This is a genomic window from Streptomyces sp. NPDC016459 (genome assembly GCF_040632845.1).
Taxonomy (GTDB): domain Bacteria; phylum Actinomycetota; class Actinomycetes; order Streptomycetales; family Streptomycetaceae; genus Streptomyces.
This window is the reverse complement of the sequence record NZ_JBEYCR010000009.1, coordinates 31,712-44,069: the sequence shown is the minus strand read 5'-3', so window position 1 is coordinate 44,069 and position 12,358 is coordinate 31,712. Positions and strand designations below refer to the sequence as shown.

Annotated in this window: 12 protein-coding genes; 6 read left to right on the top strand and 6 right to left on the bottom strand. The window is 72.7% G+C overall.

The genetic code is table 11. The annotated features are described in order from the left end of the window. Positions 1 to 15 precede the first annotated feature (15 nt). On the bottom strand, positions 16 to 1,098 hold the full coding sequence (locus ABZ567_RS21850) for a LysR family transcriptional regulator (protein ID WP_360792424.1): 1,083 nt from the start codon (positions 1,096 to 1,098) through the stop codon (positions 16 to 18). 70 nt (positions 1,099 to 1,168) lie between these two features. Here ABZ567_RS21850 and ABZ567_RS21845 point away from each other — a divergent pair, with 70 nt between their 5' ends. Further along, positions 1,169 to 2,320 carry a TDT family transporter gene (locus tag ABZ567_RS21845; protein WP_360792422.1) on the top strand — a complete coding sequence of 384 codons (1,152 nt, stop codon included), beginning with the start codon at positions 1,169 to 1,171 and terminating at the stop codon, positions 2,318 to 2,320. Here the strand turns inward: ABZ567_RS21845 and ABZ567_RS21840 are convergent. The 4 genes from ABZ567_RS21840 to ABZ567_RS21825 form a co-directional block, all read right to left on the bottom strand. Next, positions 2,268 to 2,996 carry a helical backbone metal receptor gene (locus ABZ567_RS21840; protein ID WP_360792420.1) on the bottom strand — a complete coding sequence of 243 codons (729 nt, stop codon included), beginning with the start codon at positions 2,994 to 2,996 and terminating at the stop codon, positions 2,268 to 2,270. The two genes, ABZ567_RS21845 and ABZ567_RS21840, sit on opposite strands and share 53 nt — an antisense overlap. Positions 2,997 to 3,088: 92 nt before the next feature. Next, a complete protein-coding gene (locus tag ABZ567_RS21835; protein WP_360792418.1) occupies positions 3,089 to 3,640 on the bottom strand; it encodes an XRE family transcriptional regulator in 552 nt (183 codons plus the stop codon). A gap of 162 nt (positions 3,641 to 3,802) precedes the next feature. Beyond that, positions 3,803 to 5,614, bottom strand: a complete 1,812-nt coding sequence (locus tag ABZ567_RS21830) for an ABC transporter permease/substrate binding protein (RefSeq protein WP_360792416.1) — start codon at positions 5,612 to 5,614, stop codon at positions 3,803 to 3,805. After that, on the bottom strand, positions 5,607 to 6,659 hold the full coding sequence (locus tag ABZ567_RS21825) for a glycine betaine/L-proline ABC transporter ATP-binding protein (RefSeq protein ID WP_360792414.1): 1,053 nt from the start codon (positions 6,657 to 6,659) through the stop codon (positions 5,607 to 5,609). The genes ABZ567_RS21830 and ABZ567_RS21825 overlap by 8 nt, the downstream gene beginning before the upstream one ends. A gap of 316 nt (positions 6,660 to 6,975) precedes the next feature. Between ABZ567_RS21825 and ABZ567_RS21820 the strand changes: the two genes are divergently transcribed. Continuing rightward, complete coding sequence (locus ABZ567_RS21820) at positions 6,976 to 7,881, top strand: 5'-3' exonuclease (protein WP_360792799.1); 906 nt, start codon at positions 6,976 to 6,978, stop codon at positions 7,879 to 7,881. A 204-nt stretch (positions 7,882 to 8,085) separates the two neighbouring features. Then, positions 8,086 to 8,922 carry a siderophore-interacting protein gene (locus tag ABZ567_RS21815; protein ID WP_360792412.1) on the top strand — a complete coding sequence of 279 codons (837 nt, stop codon included), beginning with the start codon at positions 8,086 to 8,088 and terminating at the stop codon, positions 8,920 to 8,922. Positions 8,923 to 9,174: 252 nt separating this feature from the next. On the opposite strand, the gene ABZ567_RS21810 is transcribed toward ABZ567_RS21815, so the two are convergent. Continuing rightward, complete coding sequence (locus ABZ567_RS21810) at positions 9,175 to 9,807, bottom strand: MerR family transcriptional regulator (RefSeq protein WP_360792410.1); 633 nt, start codon at positions 9,805 to 9,807, stop codon at positions 9,175 to 9,177. Positions 9,808 to 9,926: 119 nt separating this feature from the next. On the opposite strand from ABZ567_RS21810, the gene ABZ567_RS21805 reads away from it, so the two are divergent. Genes ABZ567_RS21805 through ABZ567_RS21795 form a run of 3 tightly spaced genes read left to right on the top strand, consistent with a single transcriptional unit; the run spans position 9,927 to position 12,356 of the window. Further along, complete coding sequence (locus ABZ567_RS21805; protein ID WP_360792408.1) at positions 9,927 to 10,964, top strand: hypothetical protein; 1,038 nt, start codon at positions 9,927 to 9,929, stop codon at positions 10,962 to 10,964. Beyond that, on the top strand, positions 10,961 to 11,413 hold the full coding sequence (locus ABZ567_RS21800; protein ID WP_360792406.1) for an ABA4-like family protein: 453 nt from the start codon (positions 10,961 to 10,963) through the stop codon (positions 11,411 to 11,413). The genes ABZ567_RS21805 and ABZ567_RS21800 overlap by 4 nt, the downstream gene beginning before the upstream one ends. Before the next feature lie 4 nt (positions 11,414 to 11,417). Next, a complete protein-coding gene (locus ABZ567_RS21795; protein WP_360792404.1) occupies positions 11,418 to 12,356 on the top strand; it encodes an ADP-ribosylglycohydrolase family protein in 939 nt (312 codons plus the stop codon). The last annotated feature ends 2 nt before the right edge of the window (positions 12,357 to 12,358 follow it).

Genomic DNA, 12,358 nt, shown 5'->3' with positions numbered 1-12,358 from the left:
TTTCCGGACAGCCGTTCAGCCCCGCGTCAGCGACAGCAGGTCGCGGGCCGGGCCCGTGGGGCGGTGGCCGGTGGGCCAGACGGCTCGGAGATCGCGGCGCAGTTGGACGCCACGGACGGGGATGGCGACCAGTCGGCGGGAGGCCAGCTCCTCGGCGATCGCGAGTTCGCTGAGGACGGCCGGTCCGGCTCCGGTGACGGCGGCCGCCTTCACCGCGGTCGTGGAGGCGAGTTCGAGGAGCGGCTGCGCGAGGCCTCCGTGGTCGGACAGCGCCGCGTCCAGGACCTGCCGGGTGCCGGAGCCGCGCTCCCGCAGGACCAGCGGGGTGGACGCCAGTTCCGCCGGGTCCAGCGGGCCGCGGCGGCGCGCCCACGGGTGCGAGGGGGCGGCGACGACCGCGAGCCGGTCATGGGCGACGACCACGCCGTCGAGGCCGTCCGGTACGGCGAGCCCCTCCACGAAGCCGATGTCCGCCTCGTTCGCGAGGAGTCGTTCCGCGACCACCGCCGAGTTCCCGGCCTGGAGCGACACCGCCGTGTCGGGGCGGTCGGCGCGCAGCGCGATCAGCCAGCCCGGCAGCAGGTACTCGGCGATCGTCATGGACGCGGCCACCCGCAGCCGCGAGTCCCGCCGCCCGCGCAGGGCCTGGGCGCCCGCGTCGAAGGCCTCCGCCGCCTCCACGATCCGCCGCGCCCAGTCGGTGACGAGCGCGCCCGCGTCGGTGAGCCGTGAGCCGCGCGGCGAACGGTCGACCAGGGCCACGCCCAGCTGCCGTTCCATCGAGCGGACGCGGCTGCTGGCTGCGGGCTGGGTGATGCCGACCTCGCGGGCGGCTGCGCCGAGGCTGCCGTGGCGGGCGACGGCGAGAAGCAGTTCGAGCGCGCCGAGGTCCGGGACCCGGTGGTGGAGCTGGGCCCGGACCCCGCCGCCGTACGCGTCACCGCCGTACGTGTCACCGCCGCGCGCGTCACCCCCGTGCGCCTCGCTCCCGCGCGCGTCACCCCCGTGCGCCTCGCTCCCGCGCGCGTCACCCCCGTGCGCCTCGCTCCCGCGCGCGTCACCGCCGTGCGTCTCGCCGCCCCGCCTGCGCTCGCTCATAAAGCCAGCTTATGACGTCATAGCCGCATGATCCCTGGTGGGGGCCGAAGAACCCGGCGACGGTGGAGCCATGGCAAGCCTCGCACCTCTCCGTCCGGCCTTCCGCGTCACCACCCCCGGCGCCCGGCCGGCCGCCCCCCGCACCCGTACCGTCCGTCACCTCGGACCCCACTGGTACGCCTCCGTGATGGGCACGGCCATCGTGGCCAACGCCGGCGCCGGCCTCCCGGTGCGCGTCCCCGGTCTCCGTACGGTCTGCGCGGCGGTGTGGACGCTGTCGCTCGCGATGCTGCTCGTCCTGGTCGCCGCCCGCGCGGTGCACTGGATCCGCCACCGCGACCAGGCCCGCGCCCACCTCCTGGACCCCGCCGTGGCGCCGTTCTACGGCTGTGTCTCGATGGCGCTGCTCGCCGTCGGCGGCGGGGCGGTGATCGTGGGCCGGGACTGGATCGGACTCCCGGCGGCCGTGGCGCTCGACGCCGTCCTCTTCACCGTCGGTACGGTCGTCGGTCTCGCGGCCGCGGTGGCCGTCCCGTACCTCATGGTGGTGCACCACCGGATCGACAACGCGTCACCGGTGTGGCTGCTGCCCGTCGTCGCCCCGATGGTCTCGGCCGCCCTCGGCCCGCTGCTCGTGCCCCATCTGCCCGCGGGGCAGGCGCGGGAGACGCTCCTCATCGTCTGCTGGGCCATGTTCGGTGTGAGTCTGCTCGCGACCCTGGTCATGCTGCCGCTGGTGTTCGGCCGGCTCGTGACCGGCGGGCCGCTGCCCTCGGCACTCACCCCCACCCTCTTCCTCGTCCTCGGTCCGCTCGGCCAGTCGACGACCGCCGCGAACAAGTTCGCCGACGTCGCCCCGGGCGTCCTGCCCGACCCGTACGCGCACGGCTTCACCGCCTTCGCCGTCCTCTACGGGGTGCCCGTCATGGGCTTCGCCCTCCTGTGGCTGGCTCTCGCCGGCGCGATGGTGCTGCGGGCCCGCCGCCAGGGCATGGGCTTCGCGATGACCTTCTGGGCGTTCACCTTCCCGGTCGGCACCTGCGTGACGGGCGCCGAGGGGCTCGCCCAGCACACCGGTCTCGCGGTGTTCCGCTGGCTCGCGATCGGCCTGTACGCGTTCCTCGTCGCGGCCTGGCTGGTGGCCGGGCGGCACACCCTGCGCGGACTCGTCAGCGGTGCGCTGCTCGCAGGGCCCGCGCCAGCGCCCTCGGCGCCTCGGTGAGGGAGGGCCCGTACCAGGTGAGGAGCCGGCCGTCGACGAGGGCGGCGGCCGTCCCGGGGAAGGCCTCGGGGCCGTCGTCGCGCGTGAAGCGGTACGGCTCGTCGGGCAGCACGACCAGATCGGGCGCGGCGGCCCGGATCGTGTCGAGCGGCAGGCGCGGGTAGCGCTCCGGGTGGTCGGCGTACAGGTTGCGCACACCGAGGCGGGCGAGCAGGTCGCCGGCGAAGGTGTCGCGGCCGAGGACCATCCAGGGGCGGCGCCAGATCGGCACGACGGCGGTGAGCAATCCTGCGCCGGTCACGTCCGGGGCCACCGCCTCCCACGCCCCCTCCGCCTCGTCGAGCCAGCGGGGCCGCCGGTGCACGCCGCACGCGGCGAGGACCCGCTCCAGCTCCCGCAGGCCCTGGCCGAGGGTGCGGATCTCGGTGACGAGGACGTCGAGTCCCGCGACGCGCAGGGCGGCGAGGTCGGGAGCCCGGTTCTCCTCCTCGTTGGCGAGGACGAGGTCGGGACGGAGGGCGGTGATCGCGGGGACGTCGGGGTTCTTGGTGCCGCCGATCCGTACGACGTCGAGGCCCGCGGGGTGCGTGCACCAGTCGGTGGCACCGACGAGGACACCGGGCGCGCTGACGGCGACGGCCTCGGTGAGGGACGGCACGAGGGAGACGACCCTCACCGCGAGTGTCCCGCCACCGCGCCCCGACCGACCCCGCTCATCGCCGGTGTCCCACTACCGCGCCCCGCCCGACCCTCATCGCCCCGAGACCCTCATTCGACCTCGGCCTCGACGTGGTCGGCGACGGCGACGACGAGCAGGCGCGTGCCCGGTTCGGTGGCGCGCCAGCGGTGGCGTACCCCGCCGGAGAGGTAGAGCGTGTCGCCACGGCCCAGCCGGTACGCGCGGCCCTCGGCCTCGACCTCCGCGGCGCCGTCGGCCACGTACAGCAGCTCGTCGTTGCGGTGCTGGAACTCGCGCCCCGCGTCCTGCTCGCCGGTGAACTCCAGGGCGTGCAGCTGGTGGCGGCCGCGGACGAGCGCCCGGACGCCCGCGGGCAGGACCGGGGAGTGGTCGTCCGACCGCACGACGTCGACGGTGCGGGAGGCCTCGGCGGCGGCCAGGAGTTCACCGGCGGTCGTCTCCAGGGCCTCGGCGACGAGCTCCAGGGAGCGGTTGCTGGGGCGGGCCCGGTCGTTCTCGACCTGGCTGAGGAAGGGCACGGAGAGACCGCTGCGGGAGGAGACGACGGCCAGGGTGAGCTGGAGCGCTCTGCGTCGTCTCTTGACGGCCGCGCCAACGCGGGCTGATTCCTTCTCGTCCATGTCGGCTCCCTCCCTCGTGCCTCGCGCGTCCCGTACCGGGCGGTTACCTGAACCTTACGCAGCTTTGGGGCGGGGTTTCGCGTCGTGACGAAAAGGGGTGGTCGCCGAACACGGTCGGCGACCACCCCTTTCCGGACAGCGGTCGGCTGTCCCGCGGGAGGGCTACCGCGGGGCGAGCTTCTCGGCGAGGCCGGGGTTGCGGTCCAGCCAGTCGCGGACGGCCTGCTGTTCCTTGCCCTTGCCGGTCTCCTGGATGACGGCCTCCAGGTCCGTGAGCTGCTTCTCGGTCAGTGAGAAGTCCTTCAGCCAGGCCGCGACCTCGGGGTTGTCCCCGGTGAATCCCTTACGGGCGAGGGTGTGGACGCCGTCGCCCTTGCCCCAGGAGCCCTTGGGGTCGGCGAGCTTCTTCAGGTCGTGGGCCGAGTAGGCCCAGTGGGGCGACCAGAGGGTGACGACGACGGGTTCCTTGCGCTCGTACGCGCGCTTCAGCTCGGCGAGCATGCCGGGCGTGGAGCCGTCGACGACCTCGTACTCGCCCTCGAGGCCGTACTCCTTGAGCACCTTGTCCTTGAGGATGCCCATCATCCCGGCGCTGGGCTCGATGCCGACGATCCGGCCCTTGAACTGTCCCGCCTTGCCCTTGAGGTCGGCGAGGGAGTCGACGCCCTTCACGTAGGAGGGGACGGAGAGCTCCAGGGAGGTGGGACCGTACCAGGAGCCGAGGTCCTCCAGCTTGTTCCGGTACTTCTCCCAGTACTGGGCGTGGGTGACGGGGAGCCAGGCGTCCGTCTGGAAGTCGAGCTGCCCGCCGGCCAGGCCGGTGTAGAGGGCGCCGGCCTCCAGCTGCTTGGTGTCGACCTCGTAGCCCCGGCGCTCCAGGAGTTCCTTCCAGAGGTACGTGGAGGCGATGCCCTCGTCCCACGGGATGTAGCCGATGCTGATCTTCTTGCCGTTTCCGCCGTCCGGGCCCGAGGCGGCGGTGGACGTGGCACCGGAGCCGCCGAAGAGGCCCGTACCGCCGGCGACCAGGGCGAGGACGACGACACCGACGAGCGCGGTGACGGGCTGCGGGCGGTGGGCCCAGAGCTTCGCCCCGGGCCGCTTCGAGCTCAGTGCCGCGCGGGCCTTGGCGGCGGCGCGGCGGCCCAGCGGGGAGACCTGACGGCCGAGGGCGCCGGTCATCCGGTCCAGGTACATGGCGAGGACGACGATGGAGACGCCCGCCTCGAAGCCGAGGCCGATGTCGACGTTGCCGATGGCCCGGTAGACCGCGCCGCCGAGTCCGCCGCCGCCGACCATGCCGGCGATGACGACCATGGACAGGCCCAGCATGATGACCTGGTTGACGCCGGCCATGATCGTCGGCAGGGCGAGGGGCATCTGGACGCGCAGCAGCGTGTTGCGCGGGGTGGTGCCGAAGGCCTCGGCCGCCTCGACGAGTTCGCCGTCGACCTGACGGATGCCCAGCTCGGTCATGCGGACGCCCGGAGGCAGCGCGAAGACGATGGTGGCGATGATGCCGGGGACCACGCCGACGCCGAAGAAGATGATGCCGGGGATGAGGTAGACCATCGCCGGCATGGTCTGCATGAAGTCGAGGACCGGCTGCAGGACGGCGCTGACGGTCTTCGAGCGCGCCGCCCAGATACCGAGCGGTACGGCGATCGCCAGGGTCACCAGGGTGGCGACGAGGACGAGCGAGAGCGTCGCCATGGCCTCGTCCCAGAGCTGGACCGAGTCGACGAGCGCGAATCCGGCGAAGGCGAGGACGCCGGCGGCGAGGCCGCGCAGCCACCAGGCGACGACGGCGAGGATGCCGGCGAAGAGCAGCGGATGGGGCGCGGACAGGACGGCGTCGATGCCGTCGTAGAGGCCGGTGACGCCGCTGCTGACGGCGTCGAAGAGCCAGGAGAACTGGGCCTGGAGCCAGTCGACGGAACTGTCGACCCACTGGCCGAGGGGAAGCCTAGGCACGAGCGGTCACCGCCCCGCCGGTGAGACCGCCCATGGCGGCGAGGAGCCGTTCCTGCCGTACGACTCCGAGGACGCTGCCGTCGGAGTCCTCCACGGTCACGGGGTGCGGGGCACGGGCGGCGACGGCGCAGAGGTCGGCGACGAGCGTGTCCGGTCCGACTGCCTGACAGGTGCAGTCGGCGAGGCAGTCGGCGGGGACGACCCCGTCGGTCATGACGGCGGCGGCGGTGAGCACCCGGGAGCGGTCGACGTCCTGGATGAAGGAGGCGACGTAGTCGTCGGCCGGCCGGACGAGGATGTCCTCGGCCGTGCCGAGCTGCACGATCCTGCCGTCCCGCATGACGGCGATCCGGTCGCCGAGGCGCATGGCCTCGTTGAGGTCGTGGGTGATGAAGACGATCGTCTTCTTCAGCCGCTGCTGGAGGACGAGGAGCTGGTCCTGCATGTCGCGGCGGATGAGCGGGTCGAGCGCGCTGAAGGACTCGTCCATGAGGAGCAGGTCGGCGTCGGTGGCGAGGGCGCGGGCCAGACCGACCCTCTGCTGCATGCCGCCGGAGAGCTCGTCGGGCCAGGACTTCTCCCAGCCGGCGAGCCCGCACAGTTCGAGGGCCTCGGTGGCCCGGGTCTCCCGGTCGGCACGGGGGACGCCCTGGACCTCCAGGCCGTAGGCGGCGTTCTCCAGGACGTTCCGGTGCGGGAAGAGCGCGAAGTGCTGGAAGACCATGCTGATCTTGGTCGAGCGGACGGTGCGCAGTTCGCGGGGGGAGAGCGCGGTGAGGTCGCGGCCGTCGAAGAGGACCCGGCCCGCCGTCGGTTCGAGCAGGCCGTTGAGCATGCGCAGGAGGGTGGACTTGCCGGACCCCGAGAGCCCCATCACGACGAAGATCTGACCGGGATCGACGGTGAAACCGGCGTCCACGACGGCTGCTGTCGTCCCCTCGGCGCGCAGCTCCTCGCGGTCGGCACCGTCGACGAGCCTGCGGACGGCTTCGTCGGGTCGTCTGCCGAACACCTTGAACAGGTGGTCGGCCTGGAGCCTGGACACATACACCTCACGGATAGCAACGAGAAACGGCCCGCCACCCCCGCGCGGCCGGGCCGTGGAGCGGGCGGGATCGGCCCGCGGACCCGTCGCGTACAGGGGATTCTTCATCCTTCGATCCCGTACCGGGCTCCGCTCCGGGCTCGCGCCTGCCCGGCTTCACAGGGTGCAAACGCAAAGGTGACGGGGGTCACGACGGGGCGGCGAAGGCCGCGGGCAGGTTCCGGGCGCGAACGCGACGCGATCGGACGCGTGAGCCCGGCGCCAGCGCCGCGGAGACGAACCGAGCCCTAAAATGAGGGGGGTGACCCGACGCCTGATGCTTCTCGACACCGCAAGCCTCTACTTCCGCGCCTACTTCGGCGTACCGGACTCCGTCCGGGCTCCCGACGGCTCCCCGGTGAACGCCGTGCGCGGGCTGCTCGACTTCATCACCCGACTCGTCCAGGACCACCGTCCGGACGATCTGGTCGCCTGCTGGGACGACGACTGGCGGCCGCAGTGGCGCGTGGACCTGATCCCCTCGTACAAGGCGCACCGGGTGGCCGTGGTGACGGAGACCGGCCCGGACGAGGAGGAGATCCCGGACACGCTGTCGCCGCAGGTGCCGGTGATCGAGGAGGTCCTTGGGGCGCTCGGCATCGCCCGGGTGGGAGCGGCGGGGTACGAGGCGGACGACGTGATCGGGACGCTGACGGCACGCGCCGGGGGCCCCGTGGACATCGTCACGGGCGACCGGGACCTGTTCCAGCTGGTGGACGACGCCCGGGGCGTACAGGTGCTGTACCCGCGCAAGGGCGTGGGGGACTGCGACCTCGTGGACGCGGAACTGATCCGTACGAGGTACGGGGTGCGCCCCGACCAGTACGCGGACTTCGCGGCGCTGCGCGGGGACGCCAGTGACGGACTGCCCGGGGTGAAGGGCATCGGCGAGAAGACGGCGGCGCAGCTGATCACGGAGTACGGGGATCTTGCGGGCGTGCGGGCGGCGGCGGTGGACCGGACGTCGAAGCTGACCCCGGCGAAGCGGCGCGGGATCGTGGAGGCGGCCGCGTATCTGGATGTGGCGCCGACGGTGGTACGGGTCGCCGGGGACGCGAAGCTGCCGGACTTCGACCCGGCCCTGCCGACGGCCCCCCGCGACCCGGCGGCGCTCGACGCCCTCGTGAAGCGCTGGGGCCTCGGCGGGGCGGTCGGGCGGCTGCTGCCGGTCCTGGAGCGCTGAGCGGAGGGAGGGCGTCCTGGGTCGACCGGGCATCGGGATGCTAGCTTAGGCATACCTAAGTAACTCGTGCACGTCGTGTACTCGAGTGCTGCGCGTCCGTCGACGCACTTCGAGACCACCGAGGACGTCGAGACCCGAGGACGTACAAACCCGAGGACGTCGAGACCCGAGGACGTCGAGCACGTCGAGTCAGGAGAGCCCCTCGTGGCAGAGCAGCCGGCCCGCAAGGCACCGAAGGCCACCGAAGCGCGCGTGGTGCGTACCGAACGGATCACCCCGCACATGGTGCGGGTGGTCCTGGGAGGCCCCGGTCTCGACGGCTTCGAGGTCGGCGAGTACACCGACCACTACGTGAAGCTGCTGTTCGCCCCGGAGGGGGTCGCCTACCCGGAGCCGTTCGGCATGGAGCGGATCCGGGCGGAGTTCCCCCGCGACCAGTGGCCGACGACGCGGACGTACACGGTACGGGCCTGGGACCCGGTCCACCGCGAACTGACCGTCGACTTCGTCGTCCACGGCGACGAGGGCCTCGCGGGCCCGTGGGCGGCGCGGGCGACACCGGGCGAGACAGTGCGCTTCCTGGGCCCCGGCGGAGGTTACACGCCGGACCCGGCGGCGGACTGGCACCTGCTCGTGGGCGACGAGAGCGCGCTGCCGGCGATCGCGGTGGCCCTGGAGGCGCTGCCCGCCGGAGCGCGGGTGCACGCGTTCGTGGAGATCGCGGGCGCGGCCGAGGAGCAGAAGTTCGCGACGGCCCCGGGGGTCGACGTGACGTGGCTGCACCGGGGCGACCGCCCGACGGGCGAGGCCCTCGTCAAGGCGGTGCAGGCCCTGGACTTCCCGGCGGGCGATGTGCACGCCTTCGTGCACGGCGAGGCGGGCTTCGTGAAGGAACTCCGCCGCCACCTGCGTCTCGACCGCGGGGTTCCGCGCGAGCGGCTTTCGATCTCGGGCTACTGGCGCCTGGGCAAGTCGGACGAGGCGTGGCGCGCTATCAAGCGCGAGTGGAACGACCAGGTGGAGCGCGAGCAGGAGAGCTGAACCAGGGGGAAGTGACCTGGGGGAAGTGACCTGGGGGAAGTGACTTGGGGGGGGAACGAGAGCGGGGCCGGGCCGAGGTGGCACCGGCCCCGCTCCCGTTCTCCGCCCGGCACCCGGCACCCGGCACCCGGCACCCGGCACCCGGCAGCTCACTACCTGTCGCCGTAGAAGTCGCGCCCCGAGGGCCCACGCGTGCCGCAGACCCGCGCTCTACGTGACTGCGTCGTGCCGCCGAAGACCCGGTCCGTGAGCCTACGTCGCCCCACCGAAGACGCGGTCCGACGCGTCGATCTGGGCCATGCGGCGCAGGGCCGAGAAGATCGCGTCGCCGATGACCGTGCCGACGACGACGCTCTCCACGAGTTCTTCGCGTGCCACACGGTGCGCCACGTACTCCAGGTCCGCCCCAGCCACCCGCTCCGCCGCGTCCGCGTACACCTCCAGGACCTCGGCGAACGTGCCGTGGCCGACCTCGTCGAGAACCGCGAGGGCCACGGCGAGGGCCTCCGAGGCCGGGCTCTCCGGGTGGACCCGCCAGCCCCGCGTGGCGATCAGGGCCGCGACCTGCACGCGCGCGTCCTCGACACCGCCGCCCGGCTCGCGCTCATAGCGGGGCACCATCCGGTCGGCCGCCGCACCCAACACCTTGTGCACCGACCGCTCCGGGTCGTCGACCGCGACGATCACCTCGCGGATGCCCGCGACCGACAGGCCGCCCACATCGAGGAGCGCCCGGATCAGACGGAGGCGCTGGACATGCGTCTCCCCGTATGAAGCCTGGTTCGGGCTCGTCAGCTCTCCGGGCGGCAGCAGCCCTTCCCGTACGTAGAACTTGATCGTCGGCACGGACACCCCGGCCCTGCGACTCAACTCTCCGATGCGCACCGCGCGTTCACCTTTCCGGCCTTGCTCCGGCCTTGCCGATCGACACCCCCATCATAGATAGTGGCGCTATCAGATAGCAGCAAGTGCCACTATCTATTCTTTCCCTCGGGGGGATCCGTATGTCCTCACTCGCCTCAAGCCCTCCCACCCGGCTCCACCCATTACTGGTCTGGTTCGCCGCCTCCATGGGCGCCCTCGCCGTGATCTCCGCCGTCGGCATGGCCGTCGACGACCGCGTCCTGGTCGGGGCGCCGATCTGGGCGAAGCCGTTCAAGTTCTCGGTCTCGTTCGTCGCGTACGCGCTCTCGCTCGCCTGGATGCTCTCGCTGCTGCCCCGAGGCCGTCGCGCAGGCTGGTGGGCCGGAACGGTGGTCGCCGCCGCCAGCACGGGCGAGATGGTGCTCATCACCCTCCAGGTGATCCGCGGCAAGCAGAGCCACTTCAACCAGGCGACGCCTTTCGACGACGCCGTCTTCCAGCTCATGGGCGGCACCGTCGTCGTGCTCTGGCTCGGCGCCCTGGCCATCGCGGTCCTCCTGCTGCGTGCCCGGATCCTCGACCGGGCCATGGCCTGGGCCGTCCGACTGTCCTCGCTGATCGCCCTGGCGGGCGCCGCCGTGGGCTTTCTGATGGTGCGTCCGACTCCCGAGCAGCTGGCGGTGGACGACTCGCCGGTCGTGGGCGCGCATGCCGTGGGGGTGCCGGACGGCGGCCCGTCGATGCCGCTGACCGGCTGGGCCGGCACCGGCGGTGATCTGCGCGTGGCGCACTTCTTCGGCATGCACGCGCTCCAACTGCTGCCGCTGCTGCTGCTCGTCCTGGCCGCGCTCGCCCCCCGGTTCGTCCGCCTCGCGGACGAACGGGTCCGGCTCCGGCTCACCCTGACGGCCTCGGCCGCCTACGCGGCGATGTTCGTCCTGCTGACCTGGCAGGCGCTACGAGGCCAGGCCCTGCTCGCACCGGACGGGGCGACGCTGGTCGGGGCGGGGGCGATCGTGCTCCTCGGCGGCGCGGCCACCGCGTTGTCCCTGAGGGGGCCCTCCCCCTCCCCCTCCCCCTCCCCCTCCCCCTCCCCTCCCTCCCCCTCCACCCCCACCGCCCCGCTCTCCCCGCTCGCCCCGACCTCCCCCTCCCGCCCGGAAGGGATCACGTCATGACGGGTCTTCTCTTCGAGCTGACGTTCTTCCTGGCAGCGCCCGTCTGGCTGCTGATGATCCTCGCGCCGGCCTGGCGGCTCACCGAACGCCTCGCGGCCTCGCCCCTGACCGTCCTGCCGATCCTCGCCGTGTGGGCGGTCCTGGCCGTCCCCGTCCTGCCCGAGCTGTGGACGGCGGTCAGCAGCCCCGACATCGACACCTTCCGGGAGCTTGCGGCGCTCGCGAACGGTGCCGGGGCGATCTGGGCGCAGATCATCGCCTGGGACCTGTTGCTGGGCCAGTGGATGTACCGCGAAGGCCGACGTCTCTCGGTCCCACCCCTCCTGATGGCCCCCCTCCTCCTCCTGACGATCCTCCTCTCCCCCATCGGCCTGCCCCTGTTCCTGGCGATCCGGGCGCTCTGGGCGTCCCGGGCCGTCCACCGGACGGAGGAACCCGCTCTACGCTGACCGCGTGCGAGAAATCGATCGGGTTACGGGCGTCGTCCTCGGGTCAGCCGCGGGTGACGCCCTGGGCGCTCCCTTCGAGTTCGGGCTTCCCGGTGCCTTCCGGGAACGCTTCCCGGGCGGCGTCGGCACGATGTGCGGGGGTGGCGGCTGGGATCCCGGCGAGGCCACGGACGATACGCAGATGGCCGTCCTCGTCGGGGAGTCGCTCCTCGAACGGTGTGGTCTCGACCTGCCGGATCTCTTCGACCGGTTCCGCCGCTGGGCGGCGGCCGAGCCGAAGGACATCGGCCTGCAGACGGAACAGGTCCTGCTCGGCGGAGACCCCTGGGACCTTGCGGCCTCGCTGCACTTCCAGATCAACGCGCGCGCCGCAGGCAACGGGTCGCTGATGCGGGCCTCCACCTCCGCCGTGTACTTCGCGGCGCGGGGTAGGACCGCGACGATGGATGCCGCCCGCCGGATCAGCGCCCTGACCCATGGTGACGCCGCGGCCTGGGAAGGGACGGCCATCCTCCACGAGCTGATCCGTGTCGCCCTCCTCGGCGAAGACCCGGTCGCCGCCGTGCCTGCGTCCCTCGCCTGGGTCGCTTCGGCGCACCGGGAGCGCTGGGCGAAGGTTCTCGCCCCCGGCTGGCATCCGGACCACGCCACCGAGTTCAACGGCGCGGTCTGGCCCTGCCTCGGCTCGGCCGTGTGGGCGCTCCGCACGACCGGCTCCTTCGAGGGGGCCCTTGTCGCGGCGGTCGACCTGGGCGGGGACACCGACACCGTGGCCGCGGTGACCGGCATGCTCGCGGGCGCTGTGTACGGTGCCGCCGCGATTCCCCGCCGTTGGACGTCAAGCCTGCATGTGCCTCTGCCAGGGTCGGGCGGCCGGGTCCTGCGCGCCGACGACCTGCGGGACCTGGCGGCGGCCCTGGCGGCGGGCACCAGGCCTTCCTGATC